This window comes from Planococcus shenhongbingii, from assembly GCF_030413635.1.
GTDB classification, from domain to species: Bacteria; Bacillota; Bacilli; order Bacillales_A; family Planococcaceae; genus Planococcus; species Planococcus shenhongbingii.
Window position 1 is genome coordinate 3,911,116 of record NZ_CP129235.1, and the last position, 17,638, is coordinate 3,928,753.

General features: G+C 42.7%; 15 protein-coding genes. 8 read left to right on the forward strand and 7 right to left on the reverse strand.

Annotated elements, in window-relative coordinates; translation table 11 throughout:
* Positions 1-21: 21 nt before the first annotated feature.
* A complete protein-coding gene (locus QWY16_RS19000; RefSeq protein ID WP_300990800.1) occupies positions 22-393 on the forward strand; it encodes a VOC family protein in 372 nt (123 codons plus the stop codon).
* A gap of 86 nt (positions 394-479) precedes the next feature.
* Here QWY16_RS19000 and QWY16_RS19005 read toward each other — a convergent pair whose 3' ends face one another.
* Complete coding sequence (locus QWY16_RS19005; protein WP_436837156.1) at positions 480-1,886, reverse strand: amino acid permease; 1,407 nt, start codon at positions 1,884-1,886, stop codon at positions 480-482.
* A 494-nt stretch (positions 1,887-2,380) separates the two neighbouring features.
* On the reverse strand, positions 2,381-2,878 hold the full coding sequence (locus tag QWY16_RS19010) for an LURP-one-related/scramblase family protein (protein WP_300990802.1): 498 nt from the start codon (positions 2,876-2,878) through the stop codon (positions 2,381-2,383).
* A 230-nt stretch (positions 2,879-3,108) separates the two neighbouring features.
* On the opposite strand from QWY16_RS19010, the gene codA reads away from it, so the two are divergent.
* Positions 3,109-4,368: a cytosine deaminase gene (gene codA, locus QWY16_RS19015; protein WP_300990803.1), complete on the forward strand. Its 1,260-nt coding sequence runs from the start codon at positions 3,109-3,111 to the stop codon at positions 4,366-4,368.
* A 286-nt stretch (positions 4,369-4,654) separates the two neighbouring features.
* On the opposite strand, the gene QWY16_RS19020 is transcribed toward codA, so the two are convergent.
* The gene (locus tag QWY16_RS19020) at positions 4,655-5,593 is read right to left on the reverse strand and encodes a phosphotransferase family protein (RefSeq protein ID WP_300990804.1); all 939 of its coding nucleotides are present in this window, start codon (positions 5,591-5,593) and stop codon (positions 4,655-4,657) included.
* A gap of 173 nt (positions 5,594-5,766) precedes the next feature.
* Here QWY16_RS19020 and QWY16_RS19025 point away from each other — a divergent pair, with 173 nt between their 5' ends.
* The gene (locus tag QWY16_RS19025; protein WP_300990805.1) at positions 5,767-6,336 is read left to right on the forward strand and encodes a YdeI/OmpD-associated family protein; all 570 of its coding nucleotides are present in this window, start codon (positions 5,767-5,769) and stop codon (positions 6,334-6,336) included.
* Between the two features lie 94 nt (positions 6,337-6,430).
* Here the strand turns inward: QWY16_RS19025 and QWY16_RS19030 are convergent, their stop codons facing one another.
* The 4 genes from QWY16_RS19030 to garR all read right to left on the reverse strand — a co-directional run bounded on the left by QWY16_RS19030 (position 6,431) and on the right by garR (position 11,200).
* Complete coding sequence (locus QWY16_RS19030; RefSeq protein ID WP_300990806.1) at positions 6,431-7,753, reverse strand: gluconate:H+ symporter; 1,323 nt, start codon at positions 7,751-7,753, stop codon at positions 6,431-6,433.
* 114 nt (positions 7,754-7,867) lie between these two features.
* Positions 7,868-8,704, reverse strand: a complete 837-nt coding sequence (locus tag QWY16_RS19035; protein WP_300990807.1) for a class II fructose-bisphosphate aldolase — start codon at positions 8,702-8,704, stop codon at positions 7,868-7,870.
* Positions 8,705-8,843: 139 nt separating this feature from the next.
* A complete protein-coding gene (locus QWY16_RS19040) occupies positions 8,844-10,289 on the reverse strand; it encodes a four-carbon acid sugar kinase family protein (RefSeq protein WP_300990808.1) in 1,446 nt (481 codons plus the stop codon).
* A gap of 2 nt (positions 10,290-10,291) precedes the next feature.
* Positions 10,292-11,200: a 2-hydroxy-3-oxopropionate reductase gene (gene garR / locus QWY16_RS19045; RefSeq protein WP_300993536.1), complete on the reverse strand. Its 909-nt coding sequence runs from the start codon at positions 11,198-11,200 to the stop codon at positions 10,292-10,294.
* Positions 11,201-11,465: 265 nt separating this feature from the next.
* On the opposite strand from garR, the gene QWY16_RS19050 reads away from it, so the two are divergent.
* The 5 genes from QWY16_RS19050 to ahpF all read left to right on the forward strand — a co-directional run bounded on the left by QWY16_RS19050 (position 11,466) and on the right by ahpF (position 17,612).
* The gene (locus QWY16_RS19050; RefSeq protein WP_300990809.1) at positions 11,466-12,101 is read left to right on the forward strand and encodes a GntR family transcriptional regulator; all 636 of its coding nucleotides are present in this window, start codon (positions 11,466-11,468) and stop codon (positions 12,099-12,101) included.
* A gap of 295 nt (positions 12,102-12,396) precedes the next feature.
* Positions 12,397-13,578 (forward strand): glycerate kinase family protein, encoded by a 1,182-nt coding sequence (locus QWY16_RS19055; RefSeq protein WP_300990810.1) that lies wholly within the window; start codon positions 12,397-12,399, stop codon positions 13,576-13,578.
* A gap of 1 nt (position 13,579) precedes the next feature.
* Entirely contained in the window at positions 13,580-15,028 is a 1,449-nt protein-coding gene (locus tag QWY16_RS19060; RefSeq protein WP_300990811.1) for an SLC13 family permease, read from the forward strand.
* 454 nt (positions 15,029-15,482) lie between these two features.
* The gene (ahpC, locus tag QWY16_RS19065) at positions 15,483-16,052 is read left to right on the forward strand and encodes an alkyl hydroperoxide reductase subunit C (RefSeq protein ID WP_300990812.1); all 570 of its coding nucleotides are present in this window, start codon (positions 15,483-15,485) and stop codon (positions 16,050-16,052) included.
* 12 nt (positions 16,053-16,064) lie between these two features.
* Positions 16,065-17,612 carry an alkyl hydroperoxide reductase subunit F gene (ahpF, locus tag QWY16_RS19070; protein ID WP_300990813.1) on the forward strand — a complete coding sequence of 516 codons (1,548 nt, stop codon included), beginning with the start codon at positions 16,065-16,067 and terminating at the stop codon, positions 17,610-17,612.
* The last annotated feature ends 26 nt before the right edge of the window (positions 17,613-17,638 follow it).

Sequence of the window (17,638 nt, forward strand, 5' to 3'; positions counted from 1 at the left end):
AACTGAAACGGAGGCAACACGATGCAATTGGGTAATTTCTCAGTCAGCCTAAAAGTGAACGACATCCATGCATCAAAAGATTTCTATGAAAAACTGGGATTCGAAATATTCGGCGGCGACATCGGCCAGCACTGGCTTATTATGAAAAATGGCAAGACGGTCATTGGATTGTTTCAGGGAATGTTTGAAAAAAACCTCCTGACTTTCAATCCGGGGTGGGACGAAAATGCGCAGAACCTTGACGCTTTTACTGACATCCGCGACCTTCAGAAAAAGCTGAAGGCAGACGGTGTACATTTTGCCAGCGAAGCCGATGAAACAAGCGAAGGGCCTGCCAGTTTTATCATCGAAGATCCCGACGGAAACCCGATCTTGTTTGACCAGCACCGCTAAGGATTAAACTAAATAAAAGACGGTTCACATGCTGCCTACGCAGCATGTGAACCGTCTTTTTATTTTTTTCCAGTGTTTGGTGAAAATTAGTCAACTACAGCAGATGATGAGTCGTTCACTTCATCCGGGTGAGTCTCTAATGGAATACGTTTGCCCATTCCAAACGCGAAGTAACTGATGATGACGATACTAAGGAAAATAAGCCCCGCAATCAGTGACATCCGCGTTTCATCATTGAACCACATGCCGACTAAAACCACCAATAAAAAGGCGATGGTTATATAGTTGGTATAAGGAGCGAAAGGCATTTTGAATGGATGGGCTGCCATTTCAGCACTTCTTCTTTTTCGGAATTGAATTTGGCTGATTAGAATGACAAACCATGGAATCATCCCCGGCAGTACGCTGGCACTGTAAACATATACAAAGAGGTTGTCAGGAGCAATGTAGCTAAGCACGACCCCGATCAGTAATCCAAGCATAACTCCGAACGTACTGAAGATAGGCACGCCATTCTTAGAAAGTTTCGCAAAGAACTTTGGTGCTTGTCCATTCATCGCCAACGTGTAAAGCATGCGCCCTGCACTGTAGATGCCGCTGTTACAGCCGGACATCGCCGCTGTAATAACGACAAAGTTGATAATTCCGGCCGCTGCTGTAATCCCCACTAATGCAAACGTTGCTACAAACGGGCTGCCGATCGTATCCAGCTGATCCCATGGATAAACCGTTACAATAATGAAAATAGCCCCGATATAGAAAATCAAAATACGCCAGATGATGCTTTGAATGGCTTTCGTCAAGGTTCTTTTCGGATCTTTTGCTTCCCCTGCTGTTATCCCGATCAATTCGACGCCTTGATAGGCGCCGATCACCAGAGACAATGCAAAGAAAAATCCGGTCCAGCCGCCTGTAAAGAAGCCGCCGTGTTCCCAAAGATTAGATAAACCGATTGCGCTTCCGCCATTGCCTAACCCGAAGAAAATAAGGCCGAATCCGGCGATGATCATCAAGACAATCGTAACGATTTTAATCATCGCAAACCAAAACTCAAATTCTCCAAACGATTTAACAGAAACTAAGTTTGCCGCACCGAGAATCGCCATTGCGATCAAGCCGGGTATCCAAGGCGGCAAATCCGGGAACCAATAATTCATATAAGCGCCAACCGCAATAATTTCTGCCATCCCGACGATTACCCATTGGAACCAGTTGCTCCAGGCCGTCATATACCCTGCCAGCGGATGGATGTATTTATGGCCAAATGTCGCAAATGAACCTGTACTAGGCTCTAAGTACAACATTTCCCCCATTGCCCGCATAATTAAAAAGATAAAAACTCCTGTAATGGCATATGCCAGCATGACAGACGGCCCTGTCCATTTAATCGTACTGGCTGAACCCATAAATAAGCCCACGCCAATTGTGCCGCCCAACGCGATCATCTGGATATGACGCGCTTCCAGGCCTCTTTTCATTTCGTTGTTAGCCACTGTTTTTCCCCCTCTATTCAAAAAAAATTGCCGCATAAACAAATCAGCAGCTAGCACATACTCAATTCGGCATCAAAATGACTTGGGTGGCCTCTTCAAGCCTTTTCTTCCTTCTTATTAAGATCACTGGATTCATTTCTTTTCCCCATGTTCATCTTTCTTAAATCACTTTTCTAATAATAATAAATTTTTCGCAAGAACACAAATGTATTTATAGGAAAAACATATATTTCACTAAGGTCCAGGTAATTTATAGTCTTATTTGAAATAAAAGGAATATCTATTTTGATATAGTTATAATTTTATGTTAATTACAAAACCAAAACAATTCAGCAGTAAAAACCATATTAGATTTATTTATGAAACCAGCTTTGATGTTGAAATAGACAGCAGACATAAAAGAACTGAGCCTTCAAAAGATAGGCTCAGTTCTTGCGGACTTTCTGCTTTATTGATTTGATTTTAATTTTTAATTTCGCATCGAAAACCCTCTTTTATGTCGAAGCCGCTGAGGAAGCTGCGGCTTGGTCAGCTTTGACACAATCAATCGCGACCACCACGGCAATAACGATGGTTTCCATTTTTTCATCCAATATTTGAACCTGGTAACTATCGCCCCAGGTGAACCATTCCTTGCTCACTTGGCCAACCACTTCGCCGTGCTGCAAAACTTGAAAGTCCATATCCCACCAGTTGCCGAGCACTTCGATGCCTGCTGCATCAATCCTGTAACGCGTTTTGAAGAAAGAAAATTCCTTCTCAATCGTCAGCACCTCTTGCCCGTTCACCTCTACAAAAAACTTTGGCAGCAAACTGAACGTCTTTTTTGTGATGAGCGCAACTTCATCCCTTGCTGTATTCGTAATGGAAAACGTCTTCGGAATTTGCATGAAACTGCCTTCCACGTAATAAACGTCCTGCTCCTGCTGGTTTTTCACCGTAAATTTTCCGCTTAAGCTAAGTACTTTCTGCTTGATGTAAAGCTGCTTCATCGTGGACCTCCTTCAGTAACTTGTTTTTAAAAAGAATTTTTTACTGAATTAATGATTTCCTTACTTTATATTCCACAAATCACCTAAAATGCCTTCTTAGCAAAAAAGATGTGACTTCAATTAACCGAAGGGGCAACTCTGCACTTAGCCCTGAATTTTGTTAAGATGCTGATGAGGCAACAAATTATTTAATGCTCCAAAAATTTTTATTACGAAAGGATGGATTTAACGTGTTATTGAAAAATGCAAAACTTTATGGCCAAGAAGGCAAATGGAATATCGACATTCAAGCCGGCCAGATCAAAGCAATTACAAAGGCAGCGAACACTCAGGAGTCAACCAGTGGCCAAGTCATCGACTTGAATGGAAAAATTGTGTTGCCTCCTTATGTAGAGCCGCATATTCATCTTGACTACGTGCTTACCGCCGGGACTCCAAGATGGAGCAAATCTGGTTCTGTCTTCGAAGGAATTGAAATTTGGTCTGAGCGAAAGCAAATCGTCAATGAAACAAAAGACGATATCAAAAAACGTGCTTTGAAAGCGATCCAGATGCAGCTAAAACATGGCATTCAGCATGTACGGACGCACGTCGATGTCAGCGACCCGACGCTAAAAGGTTTGGAAGCCTTATTGGAAGTAAAAGAAGAAATCAAACCGTGGATGGATTTGCAGATTGTGGCTCTTCCTCAGGAAGGCTTATACACCAAACCGGATGGCGAAGAACTGCTTATTAAAGCAATCGAAATGGGGGCCGATGTTGTGGGCGGAATCCCTCATTACGAGCTGACCCGGGAAGATGGTGTCCGGTCGGTGTTCAAGGCGCTTGAACTGGCCGTCAAATACGATAAATTGGTCGATATTCATTGTGATGAGATTGACGATGACCAATCACGGTATTTGGAAGTGCTTGCAGGCGAGGCATTGAAGTTAGGCATCGGGCATCGTGTGACAGCAAGCCACACGACCGCTATGGCATCCTACAGCAACGCCTATACGTATAAACTGTTCCAAACTTTGAAAAAGGCGAATATCAACTTTGTGGCCTTGCCAAAAGCCAATTTGCATTTGCAAGGAAGATTCGATAATCATCCAATCCGCCGCGGGGTGACAAGAGTCAAAGAAATGGTGGCTGAAGACATCAATATCTGCTTTGGCCTCGATTCGATCATGGACCCTTGGTATCCGCTGGGCGACGGCAACTTGATGTCTGTTGTCGACACCGGTTTGCATGCCTGCCATATGACCGACCACGGCCATATCGTCAAGGCGCTCGATCTCATTACCATAAACGGAGCCAAAACGCTGGGAATGGAAGAAGGCTATGGTGTCAAAGAAGGCAATCGAGCCAACTTGATTGTCATTGACTCCGAATCCGAATACGAAGCCATCCGGACTCAAGCTTCAGTGCTTTACTCCATCCGGAACGGCGAAGTCATCGTTGAAACAAAACCGGCTGTAACGACCATGAATGTTCCGTTTTTCTCGTAGAAAATCTTGAATAGATAAAAATAAGAAAGAGGGGCCGATTTTATGGCTCCTCTTTCTTTAAGCTATTGAGAAACTCTTATGCTCTTTTTCATTTCGCTCCACCCGGACGCTTTTCGCGGGCACGGCTTCAGCCGCTTCCCTCGCTTATGCTCAGTCCAGGGTCTTCAGCTTTCTTTTACTACTTTTAAAGACTCTCTAAAAGTGTGATTGTTTTGGAAAGCTCTCTAAAATATTTATTCCTGCTCTCTAGATACGGAGCCAAACAGCATTGATTTACCATTCCCCACTAAAACTCATCATTAAAAACTATAGGCGCGATGCCTAATTTGCCGCAAATTCTCTTCGTATCCTGATAATGCCGCTGGGATGGATCCGCGTATTCCAAACACCAAAGCAATTGAAGCAATAATCTGCGCTGCGGGTAATTCACTGGAATAGGGTTGATGGTTTGATATTCCTCAAAAAAGTCTTTCCCCACCATTCCTCTCCATAATTCCAAGCGGGCTAAATCTGACTCAAATCCACCTGCCCACGCGCTATCAAAATCAACAACAGCTGCCAATTGCCATTTTCCGTCGTGATTGGTTAAAAGGATATTTCCAGGATTCAAATCTTCATGTGTTAATCGTGGCGAGTTGATTTCATTAAATAACCCTTTATTTTGCTGTAAAAGCGACAAAAACATTTCTTGATGGCGTGGATTTCGGATACGCTGTGTTGCCCGCCTTGATAAAGCGGAAGCATAATTGGTTTCTGTGGCAATGACTTCTCCTTTGCTGCCAATTTCTCCAAAAGAGTTGTATGAAATGCTGTGGATCTGGGCGACTGCCCAGCCAAAATCTCGATAAATCGCTCGGAACTCTTCCGGAGCCACCTGCTTTTTAATATCTGACCACAACTGCCCCTCAACATGCGACATCAGCAGGTAGCGATACGGAACCGTTTCATGCGACATATCAAATGCAATTGCTTCGTACGTCGGAATTCCCGATTGTTTCCAAACTTGCTGGTTAATCGCAAAGGTTCGGTCAAAAGAGCTCGATATTGGAGCATTTGGTCCTGCGAGTTTAATCACCACACGCTGAGATGGATTGGAAAGCGTTAAGTCTGCAACGAAATAATCCGTTTTCCTTAAGAGAACTTTGTATTCACGGAGCTGACAGCGTCGACCAAAATGCCGTTGGATAATCGTTCTACAGCTGGATATCTCCTTTTCGGCTTTCATCCTATGCCTCTTCCCTATAGAATTCACTTACGATCAGACGTACTTTATCCCTGAATTTTAAAACTCATTCACTGCCAGACAGTTCTAAGGCAGTCTCATTCAGTATTTCTACCAAACTATTCAAGGGGTTATACTAAGGGCAACTATTCAGTTTAGAAAGGAAGCGTTCAAGAATGGAAATCGAGAATTTAATCCGGGTTAAGACCAGACGGGAACTAAGGGATTGGTTTGAAGAAAATTCAAAGACAGAAAAGTGTTGTTGGGTAATCGTCAGTATGACTGAACAACCCGGAGTCCTCCAGTATTTAGATGCAGTTGAAGAGGCGTTGTGCTTTGGCTGGATTGACAGCACAAAGAAGAGAATATCAGAAACAGAAGTGGCTCAAAGGCTTTCTCCACGGAAGAAAAATAGCAATTTTACAGAATTGAACAAAGAGCGGGTACGGAGATTAGAAAAATTAGGCCTGATGAAAGAAGAAGGCCTAAAAATTCTCCCTGATATGCGGCCCGAATCTTTTACTATAGACAAAGAAATCGAAGCTCGCTTGAAAGAAGACGATCAAGTTTATCAAAACTTCCTCAATTTTCCGAAATTGTACAAGAGGATTCGGATTGATGCCATCCAAAGTTATAGAAATGAACCGGATGTTTTCAATAGAAAACTGGACAAGTTCATTGAAAATACAAGAAAAAATAAAATGTATGGCCAGTGGAATGATAGTGGCCGTTTGATTAATTATTAACGAATGGAAATGTTTATTAAAGCAAAATGCAAATTAAACCACACAAAAAAAGCCAGCTTAATTTAATAAGCTGGCCTTCTCATTTCCAATCTTTTTATCCTATAAAAAGATCCAAAATCAATACACCGGCAAGACCGACGACTGAAATTATAGTCACCATCACAGACCAAGTTTTAAGCGTCTGCCCGATGGTCAGGTTAAAGTATTCCTTGTAAATCCAGAACCCTGCATCATTCACGTGAGAGAAGGTGATACTTCCGGCACCAGCTGCTAACACCATAAGTTCCGGACTTGCTCCTGTCGCCGCGATAAGAGGCGCTACGATTCCCGCAGCGGTCATTCCGGCCACTGTTGCAGAACCTACCGCAACCCTTAGGATAGCAGCGATGAGCCAAGTAAGAATCAACGGAGATAATGTCGATCCTATCATAATGTCAGAAATGTATTGATCAATATGGCTGTCGATCAATACTTGCTTGAACGCACCGCCTGCAGCGATGATAAGCAGAATCAAGGCAATTCCACTGACTGCCTCTGCCAGAGATTTCATGACGTCTTCCATTTTTTTGCCCCGGTTGAGGCCAAAAGTAAAGAAGGCAATAAGAACAGAGATCAGTAAGGCGACGTTCGGATTACCGATGAAATCGAAGAACGGCATAACTGACGACTCTGGCCAAAAGATTTCTACAATTACTTGTGATGCAATTAGGATTACAGGCATCAACGAAGTAATAATACTTGTTGCAAATCCTGGCATTTCTTCTTCTGTAAATTCTTTCGGATTAAATAATCCTTTTGGAATTTCAACTTCCAAATCTTCTTTCTTAAACAACTTCGTAAATAGAGGTCCGGCAATAATAATTGCAGGAATCGCAATAATGATTCCCAAGATTAATGTCTGACCGATATTTGCATCAAATACACTCGCTATTGCCGTTGGCCCAGGGTGCGGCGGAACAAAGCCATGCATTGTGATAAGGGCGGCAATTACTGGCATCCCCACATACAAAATAGGTACACCGGCAGCAGCGGCAATTGTAAATACGAGTGGAATCAGAACGACAACCCCAGTTTCGAAAAAGAGGGCAATCCCTGTAACAGATGCCGTTAAAACGGCAGCCAGTTGAACTCTGTCCTTTCCAAATACCCGAATAAGTGTTGTGGCAATTCTTTGAGCTCCACCGGAATCTGTCATTAACTTACCGAGTATTGCACCAAAGATGATGATCATGGTTAGACTGCCCAGCGTACTGCCTAAACCGCTTTGGACAGATGCCATCGCATCAACCGGAGACATTCCTTCTAAAATACCCACAACTAAAGCAACCAGAATTAAAGAAATGAAGGCATTCAGTTTAAAAACCATCATTAATACAAGTAATAGGGCGACCCCTATAATAATTGAAACTATCGGCATATTATTTACTCCTTTTAGAAAGCCATTAACGAAACAATGGCGAAGATTGGATATCGCAGGACTTCCAGTGTCTGTAACCTAGCGAAGCGGAAGTTATGCCCGCCTATACTAAAATTATTTTCCAGAAAACAACTTAACAAATTTAGTCATTACGGGTTCTATAGACAGTTGCATATCTTCCATAACAGAAGAGAGATGGGCTATTTCTTTGTTTTCGAAATATTTTTGCAGATGAGAAACAGCAGCCATGGAGACTTCTGTGTTCACATTGATTTTACCTATTCCTAATTCGATGGCCTGTCTGATTTTTTCTTCCGGTGTTCCTGAACCGCCGTGAAGGACCAGGGGAATATCAACGACTTGCCGGATCCTTTTCAGAAGGTCCATGTCGATCTTCGGTTCTCCTTTATACATGCCGTGTACAGTTCCAATAGCTGCAGCTAAAAAATCTACGCCTGTTTCTTCGACAAATTTCTTTGCAGTCTCTGGGTCAGTAAGTGTCCCGTCGCCTTCTTCTTCATCAGAGAAGGCCCCTTTCGGTAAAGAACCAATCTCCGCTTCAACCGACACACCCGCCATATGAGCAATTTCGACAATCTCTTTTGTAAGGCGCATATTCTTCTCAATATCATATGCTGAACCATCAAACATGACTGATGAAAACCCGCAACGGATGGCTCGAATGATTGATTGCTTCTCATAAGCGTGATCCAAATGAAGAGAAATGGGAACACTCGCTTTTTCTGCCATTGCTCTTACCATTGCTGAAAATCCTTCAACATCCACTGTTGGAAAGTATCTCTCCCCTAAAGCAATGATTACAGGCTGGTTTTCCTGTTCCGCAACCTTTATAGCTGCTTGAACCGTTTCTAAGCTATATACATTAAATGCGGCAACGCCGTATTTTCCTTTTTGTGCATCTATTAAAATATCTTTTGTATTCGCTAACATAATGAGCTCCTTAGTTTATAAGTAATGGAATGGCAATTGTATTCGTTTTCAAAACTCTTTCCGGTTGTATACGGCTGCCCTATCGAATATGATGCAGCCGTATACGAATGAAAATTTTTAACGGATCCATATAATTCCCTTATTTATCTAATAGTTCAACCGTCTCTTTAAGGGCAGTTTTTGTTCCTACATTTCCTGGGAAGATAATATAGGAAATGCCTGGGAATTTGCTTTCTTCTCCAGTGAACCATACTGGGATTCCAGGCTTAATCTGCCCAGCAACAGTCGCTCTCTTTACTTCAAGCCCTTTTGTTCCGATATCACTTGAAGTAATGCCGCCTTTCGCAACAATATAGCTTGGTCTCACATTCAAGGTTTGAACGATGCTGGTTACGGCGTCAGAGATTCTAACCGATAGCATAAGTTCCTCTTCTTTTTTGCCTTCGCCAAGATCCATTCTTTCCCGTTTTGTGTAAACGGCTACTGTTTTACCTGAACGGATAAGATTTTCACATGTTTCAATGACCCGTTCGGTTTCAGCTTTAAACTGTTCCGGATCCAATACAAGATGGACATTAAACTCGATAAACTCAATAAAATCACATTTCTTCAATTCCTCAAGCTGCTCCGTTGTCTTTTTAACGTGAGAACCTACAATGATCAAACCCCCATTGCCAGACTCTTCCTTGATCAGCTCTTCTCTCGTAAGCAACCCTTTATCACTGACTCCCCCTATTACCTTGGTAAGAGCAGCTGCACTTCTGAACATGAAATGTTTGCCGGCTTTCATCGCTTTGATGAGTGCTATGGTGAAAATTTCGATATCGACGTAATCTATCGCGTTAACGATGACTTTATTGAAGTCTTTCACTTCAAGCAATTGATCCGCAATCTTATCGACTTCAAGCGCTCTTAAGCTTTCGAGTGAGATATACGTTGCGTTTTCCGCTTTGAATCTGCCATTTGATTTTTCTTCAGCCCATTCACCTAAATGAGATTTTGTGTAGCCGAATGTCCGGTCTTTCGCAAATTCCGTTTCGCCAGCCGGCACCAAATGGTCTTCATGCTGCACATAGTGGATGTTGTCGACGGTGAAACGGCCGCCTTCTTTAAAGAATGGAACAATTACTTCTCCGTCAAACTTGATGTCTGAACCGGATTCGATTGTTTCCTTCAATACCTCTGTTTCAAGCGGATAGTGGCCGCGCAAAGTCGAATCTCCACGGCTGATGATGATAAAATCCTTGCCTTGCTTCTTCGCTGCTTCCAATGCATTTTCAGCAATTTCTTTATGTGCTTTTTCTGTTTCAGCTGCTGTAAAGCCTCGGGAGTTCGTTAAGATGAAAAACATCGCATTTTGCTCTGCGAAACCTTTTTCAATACTGTCTACCGACCAATCCGTGTATACAGAGATGTTATGAACGGTTTGTACACCAGTAGGATCATCATCAAGCACTATGATTTTTTTATTCAGATCAGCCAGTTCGCTTTTCAGCATTTCCGTTACAGCATTTCTGTCCACTTCCGGAATTCCCTTGAAAACATCGTCAACTAATCTTATATCCGTACTTTTAATCACGCTCATTTTCAACCTCTCCTTACTTCAACATTTGACAGTTTTTCAAAGTATTGAACAATGCCGCCATGGTCATCGGCAGATTTTCCGTCTACTTTCAATGCATGGAAGATTTCCAGCAATTGGCTTGATAACGGCATCGGCACGCCAATCTCATGAGCCGTATCAATGACGTTCGTAATGTCTTTCATGTTGATATCAATTCTACCGCCAGCTACAAAGTTGCGGTCAAGAATTAACGGAACTTTCGCATCGAGGACAGCACTTCCTGCTAATCCGCCTCTGATGGCCTTGTACATTTTTTCCACATCAATGCCCGCTTTGCTTGCTAAAACCAATGCTTCAGACATAGCGGCAATATTTAAATTGACGATTACTTGGTTGGCTAATTTCGCGGTCGTACCGCTGCCATTTCCGCCTACCAATGTCACTTCACTGCCCATGGCGTAAAGAACATCTTTCACTTGCTCAAAGACTTCTTCTTTCCCGCCTACCATGATTGCCAAAGTTCCATCGATGGCCTTCGGTTCTCCTCCACTAACAGGAGCATCCATCATTTCCACACCTTTTTCCAATGCCAATGCAGCAATTTCTTTTGAAACTACTGGAGTTATGGAACTCATATCGATAATGACCGTTCCTGGTTCCGCTCCGCTAAGAACACCATTTTCTCCTAGAACAACTTGTTGCACATGTTTGTTGGCAGGAAGCATTGTAATGACCACTTCACAGCTTTCTCCGATTACTTTCGCAGATTCCGCACGGTTTGCACCTAATTCCACCAAAGACTGAACGGCAGCTTCGTTAAGATCGTTGACCGTTACTTCATATCCTTTTGACAAAAGATTTGCTGCCATCGGTTTTCCCATGATTCCTAAACCAATAAATCCTATTTTTTTCATCCTATATTCCTCCTCAATTATTCGTTTGTTCTATTTTCATAAAAATCGATTTTCTTATATTGTTTGCTTAAATTTGATTATAGAAAGCCCTTACATGTTGAATTGTATACTCTTTTTTATTTTTTGTATACAATATGGTATCATTTTGTATACATTTTACTAGTTATGCGCCTGCTTATTGAAACTTGCCTATTGGTCTTTACCCGTAGAGTCTCTATCTTTTTTTCACTTTTTTTGATACGTTAATGACAGTTAGGTTTTGTAAAAAATAGGAGTGATTGAAATGAGTCAGGGCATTAAGAATTCTCGGACCGCTTCTCATCAAGCGTACGAAGTGATGCGTGACAGGATATTAAATGGGGATCTCCCGAGCGGCACAAAAATTGTTGAGGAAAGGCTTGCCCAAGAATTAGGCTGCAGCCGTACACCGATCCGGGAAGCTCTAAGACAATTAGAATATGAAGGCCTTATCGTAAATAAAAAGATCGTACAGCCTACCGAGAAAGATCTGCGGAACTTATTTCAAGTGAGAATTCTTTTAGAGGGCTTTTCAAGTCAAACAGCCGCCATTTATTTGCCTGAAAAGGAACTGGATTTGCTTTCTCAATGCATTAGAATTGGGAGAGAAGGAACAACTGAAGAGGTGATGAAAGCAAATGAACATTTTCATGAAATCATTGTTCAAGCCAGCGGCAATTCACAAATCGTCGACATTCTCAACCGGATGCAGTCAATCATTTATCTTTTCCGCAAGACTGTAGTGCTGCACAAACGCCCCCACTTGATCGAAGAACACCAGAAAATTTATGAAGCCATTAAAGCCAGAGACAGCCAAGCGGCAAAATTGCTTATGGAGACTCATCTTCAAGCAGACCTGGATTTTTGTTTGCACATTTTAGGCAGGACAAATTACGAATGATAATATTGGATTTCTAAATCAGCCTTACATTTCTATGAAGAATAGAAAGTAAGGCATTTATTTTTCTCCTCCTCCCTCTCCTTCAATGCATTAAACGGCTCTCCATTCTTCTTCAATGCATCTTCTTCCGGTTAATCTCGGCTCATTTCGTTCTATATTATTCCTTTTGCGACTTTCACAAATTTATTTTCTAATATTTTCCTAATTTATACTCAAATTCTCATGATTTTCTCATCTTCTTCTCATATTCGGAAGGTAACTTAGAAAGTATCAGAGTTTGAGGAGGAGTTTAAAGATGAAGATTGTAATAGTGCCTTCAGGTTTTAAAGAATGTTTGGATGCGGAAGAAGTTGCGGCAGCAATGGAACGAGGGGTAAAGCGCTTCGATCCGTCGATTGATGCAGTAGTGATTCCGATGATCGACGGCGGTGAAGGGTTTGTTAGAACAATCATCAATATAAAAGGCGGCTCTATCATCCATAAAGAAGTGACAGGGCCCGTTGGAAAGAAAATCAGCAGTTATTTCGGCTTGTACAAAGAGAACGGTCAACGGATAGCTGTTATCGAGATGGCCGCGGTCGCAGGGCTGAAACTGGTCCCTCGCAATGAACGAAACCCGTTAAAAACCACTACTTACGGGGTAGGCGAATTAATAATCGCTGCTTTAGATTTCGAGGTAGACCATATCTTGATTGGCTGTGGAGATTCCGGCACTTCAGATGGCGGTGCCGGCATGGCTGAAGCGTTAGGGGTTCAATTTTTAAACAAGGAACAGCAAAAGGTCCATATCAAAGGCGGCGAAGATTTATTGGCAGTGGATTCCCTCACAACTGCGAATATAGATGGCCGATTAAAGAATGTATCCATCGATGTGGCTTGTAATTGGAAGAACATCTTATGCGGGGAAAAAGGCGTGGCCAGAGTGTTTGGGCCTCAAAAAGGCGCTAATTCAGAGCAGGTTGAAGCCTTATCTTCAGCACTGGAACATTATGCTGGCGTCATTCAGGAAGGAACCGGATTGGATGTTCGCACGTTGCCGGGCAGCGGCGCATCCGGAGGTTTAGGCGCGGGCCTTCTTGCATTTACAAATGCCGTCCTGCACCCCCGCTTTGATATCATTATGGACTTTATCAATATCGAGAAGGAAATTTCAACAGCCGATATGGTGTTCACGGCAGAAGGCAGCTTGGATTTTCAAACGCCAAACGGTAAAATTCCGTCAGAGGTAGCGCGGATTGCCAAAACGAGCCATATCCCTGTCATTGCAATTACCGGAACCATTGGAGAAGGAGCAGACCTGAACTACCAGACCGGTATAGACGCTTACAGCAGTATTATTCAAAAACCCGTTTCCTTGGAAATGGCTATGGAAAATGCGCCGAAATGGATAGAGGAAAGCACCTATTCCGCACTGCGGAAAGTTGCCATCGGCTGGAGGATGACAAATAAAGGTGTGTTGAAGAAGGTGCCTGTCTAATATGATTGAGGGATTAGAAAAGAAAACCAAAAAGGATTATCCATTAATATCCCGTATCCGTGCATTTCCAAAGCCGATGGTTCTTGTTGTTTTACATATTCTGTTCTTGCTAGCCATAGTTTTGATTGATGACTTGGACTATCGTTCAAAGATTGCTTTATTTGCTTTTTTATCAGCGATGATTTTATGGGTTGCCACGAAAATACCAGCTGGATTTGTAGCCATTTCACTCATTGCATTTGTTATCATCATGAATGCGGCTGAACCGGAGCTGTTATATGAATCACTTTCAGAGGAAGTGGTTTGGTTGATGATCGGCTCTTTTATCATCGGCAATGCCGTCAAAGAGTCTGGATTAGCCCAAAGATTAATCCTGATCATATTGAGCAAATCAAAGGAAAAAGGACGTGTACTGGCCGGAGTAAGTTCTGTTTTATTTGCCTCGGTGTTTTTCATCCCTTCAACTTCCGGACGGGCAGCGTTGGCCATGCCGATTATCAATCAATTGCGCCAAAAATATACGGAAAAAGAACAAAATGTTTTGGTCCTTTTAGCGCCCATCATCATTTTAATGAGCACCTCCGCTACCCTTATCGGAGCAGGTTCTCATTTAATCGGGATTGGCTTGCTTGAAAGCACCGTTCATCAATCCATTTCTTTTATCCAATGGTTTGTGTGGGGGCTTCCTTTCGCATTGGTGATGACGCTTGTTTCTTTTTTAGTGGTCAAATGGACGCTCTGGCCGAAAAATGGTGGAAAAATGCCGAAAGGCGATCAAACAGCTGAAACAGCTGTTTTGAAAAAACAGCTGAACCCAACAGAAAAAAAGACCTTGATCTTGCTGGTTTCTTTAATCGCCTTTTGGATGACAGAAAGTATCCATGGCTATGACATTGCTTTTGTTGCGATGGTCGGTGCCATCTTAGTCATGGCGCCGAACTACGGAATTATCAGCTGGAAACAAGGAATGAAATCCGTGTCGTGGAATTTAATTTTGTTTGTCGCTGCTGCTGCCGCACTTGGAAAAATATTGGTGGAAACAGGCGTCGTCAAATGGCTGGAAAAAGAAATGCTGGCCTTTCTGTATTTATTTACAGATGCCCCGGATTGGCAGATTGTGTTGGTCATTCTGCTCGTATCGGTGACAAGCCATTTGTATATTACATCGCATACTACACGTGCCATCGTCTTTATTCCCGGATTCTTGCTGTTCAGTGAAGCGATCGGAGTAAACCCTTCAACCGTCGTGTTTTTAAGTTTGATCGGCATGAATTATTGCGTGACGTTTCCTGTCAGTTCAAAAGCGTTGCTTCTCTTTTATGAAGATGAAGGAGCCTCATACAATGCCCGAACTTTGTTAAAAATAAGCGTCCTATTAATGCCTCTTTATATCGGTGTGATGATGCTGTTTTATTTTTCTTATTGGCAATGGACAGGCCTGCAATTATAGAGGGAAAACAAAGAACAGGAAATTTACCGAAACTATTTTTAACAAGGACGCGGCGACTGGTGCTGCGTCCCCATTAAATAATTGCCTTATTGAGTTCTAATCCTTGTACCAGAAATTGATTCTTCTATCAGTTAATGCTCCTTGATTGAGAAATACTTAAGATTATTGAAGATTAATATTATTCTGATATCTATTGTTAGCCGTTGTTTTACAACTTTCAACTTAAATCAGAATTAGCGAACTGCAAGTTAATACACGGAATTCTTCAGTTTTAAAGAGGGATTTTGAAATAAGAGGTTACCTTTGACAAAAAACCAAATTCATATAACAATAGATATATGATTAGAATCATTATAGTTAAATAATTATATTAATTAAGGTGAAACGCTTTGATTAATATTTTTTTGAATCACTGACTATAATCATTCTAAAAAACATCTAGGAGGTATTTTATATGTCATTGATCGGAAAAGAAATCCAACCATTTAAAACTTCAGCTTACAATGCTGGAAGCGGTGAATTTATCGAGGTTACTGAAGAAAACATGAAAGGACAATGGAGTGTCGTTTGCTTTTATCCAGCAGACTTTACATTCGTTTGCCCTACTGAACTTGAGGATCTTCAAAAGCAATATGCTACTCTGAAAAATCTAGGAGTTGAAGTGTATTCTGTTTCAACGGATACTCATTTCACTCATAAAGCATGGCACGATCATTCAGATGCGATCAGCACGATCGAATATGTTATGATCGGTGACCCTTCACAAAGAATTACTCGCAGCTTCGATGTTCTTGACGAAGAAGCAGGCCTGGCACAACGCGGTACGTTCATCATTGATCCAGAAGGTATTGTCCAAGCAGCAGAAATCAACGCAGACGGCATTGGCCGCGATGCAAGCACGCTTGTCGGCAAGATTAAAGCCGCACAGTATGTTCGCAACAATCCAGGAGAAGTTTGCCCTGCAAAATGGGAAGAAGGCGGCGCAACACTTAAGCCAAGCCTTGACCTTGTAGGGAAAATATAAGGAGTTTTGACAATGATACTAGATGCAGATATAAAAGCACAATTAGGACAATATCTACAACTGCTTGAAGGCGATGTGCTGCTTAAAGTCAGTGCAGGAAGAGACGATGTTTCCCGTGATATGTTGGCTCTAGTAGACGAACTATCCACCATGTCTGCCAACATTAAAGTTGAACGCACAGAGTTGGAAAGAACACCGAGCTTTAGCGTAAACCGTGTCGGAGAAGATACCGGAATCACATTTGCGGGCATCCCTCTTGGCCATGAATTTACTTCTTTAGTGCTTGCTCTCTTGCAAGTTAGCGGGCGGGCTCCGAAAGTCGAGCAGAAAGTGATTGACCAAATCAAGAGCATTGAAGGCACTTACCATTTCGACTCTTACATTAGCTTAAGCTGCCAAAACTGTCCGGAAGTTGTCCAAGGGCTGAACTTGATGAGTGTCCTCAACCCGAATATAACGCATACGATGATTGACGGTGCGGCATTTAAAGAAGAGGTTGAAAGCAAAGACATCATGGCAGTTCCGACTGTGTTCCTAAACGGGGAATCTTTCTCCAGCGGACGGATGTCATTGGAAGAATTGCTTGCTAAATTGGGCAGTGCTCCAGATGCATCTGAATTTGCGGACAAAGAGCCTTACGAGGTTCTTGTAGTCGGAGGAGGACCGGCCGGTGCAAGTGCAGCCATCTATGCAGCACGCAAAGGCATTCGGACGGGTATTGTCGCTGAACGCTTTGGCGGTCAAGTGTTGGATACGATGAGCATTGAAAACTTTGTCAGCGTCAAGCAAACGGAAGGGCCTAAGTTCGCAGCAAGCCTGGAAGAACACGTGAAAGAGTACAACATCGATGTGATGAATCTGCAACGTGCCAAGCGTTTAGAAAAGAAGGATTACATCGAAATTGAACTTGAAAACGGCGCTGTTGTAAAAGGCAAAACTGTCATTCTTTCGACAGGTGCCCGCTGGCGCAACGTCGGAGTGCCTGGCGAAGCTGAATTCAAGAACAAAGGGGTAGCTTACTGCCCACACTGTGATGGCCCATTATTTGCCGGCAAAGATGTAGCCGTTATTGGCGGCGGTAACTCCGGCGTCGAAGCAGCCATCGACCTGGCGAATATTGTGAACCACGTTACCGTTCTTGAATACAATTCAGAGCTGAAAGCAGATTCGGTCCTGCAAGACCGCCTGCACAGCCTGCCGAACGTAACGGTCGTAACCAATGCCCAAACGCAGGAAATCACAGGAACAGACAAAGTGAACGGCATTTCTTATGTTGAACGTGAAACAGGAGACGTAAAACATGTCGAACTCTCGGGAGTATTTGTTCAAATCGGTCTTGTTCCGAATACAGACTGGTTAGGCGACACCGTTGAACGCAATAAATTCGGCGAGATTGTTATCGATCAGCGCGGAGCAACAAGTGTACCTGGCGTGTTTGCTGCAGGCGACTGCACAAACAGCCCGTATAAACAAATCATCATTTCGATGGGATCCGGCGCCACTGCTTCATTGAGTGCGTTCGATTACCTCATCAGAAGCGAAGTCCCTGTTTTGGTATAAAAAGCTTGAATAAAAGTAAAGGACTG

Excerpts from the sequence above, each read along its gene's own strand:
- QWY16_RS19000 (WP_300990800.1), top strand. The coding sequence starts at position 22 with ATGCAATTGGGTAATTTCTCAGTCAGCCTAAAAGTGAACGACATCCAT.
- QWY16_RS19010 (WP_300990802.1), bottom strand. The coding sequence starts at position 2,878 with ATGAAGCAGCTTTACATCAAGCAGAAAGTACTTAGCTTAAGCGGAAAA.
- QWY16_RS19020 (WP_300990804.1), bottom strand. The coding sequence starts at position 5,593 with ATGAAAGCCGAAAAGGAGATATCCAGCTGTAGAACGATTATCCAACGG.
- QWY16_RS19025 (WP_300990805.1), top strand. The coding sequence starts at position 5,767 with ATGGAAATCGAGAATTTAATCCGGGTTAAGACCAGACGGGAACTAAGG.
- QWY16_RS19030 (WP_300990806.1), bottom strand. The coding sequence starts at position 7,753 with ATGCCGATAGTTTCAATTATTATAGGGGTCGCCCTATTACTTGTATTA.
- QWY16_RS19035 (WP_300990807.1), bottom strand. The coding sequence starts at position 8,704 with ATGTTAGCGAATACAAAAGATATTTTAATAGATGCACAAAAAGGAAAA.
- QWY16_RS19040 (WP_300990808.1), bottom strand. The coding sequence starts at position 10,289 with ATGAGCGTGATTAAAAGTACGGATATAAGATTAGTTGACGATGTTTTC.
- QWY16_RS19050 (WP_300990809.1), top strand. The coding sequence starts at position 11,466 with ATGAGTCAGGGCATTAAGAATTCTCGGACCGCTTCTCATCAAGCGTAC.
- QWY16_RS19055 (WP_300990810.1), top strand. The coding sequence starts at position 12,397 with ATGAAGATTGTAATAGTGCCTTCAGGTTTTAAAGAATGTTTGGATGCG.
- QWY16_RS19060 (WP_300990811.1), top strand. The coding sequence starts at position 13,580 with ATGATTGAGGGATTAGAAAAGAAAACCAAAAAGGATTATCCATTAATA.
- ahpC (WP_300990812.1), top strand. The coding sequence starts at position 15,483 with ATGTCATTGATCGGAAAAGAAATCCAACCATTTAAAACTTCAGCTTAC.
- ahpF (WP_300990813.1), top strand. The coding sequence starts at position 16,065 with ATGATACTAGATGCAGATATAAAAGCACAATTAGGACAATATCTACAA.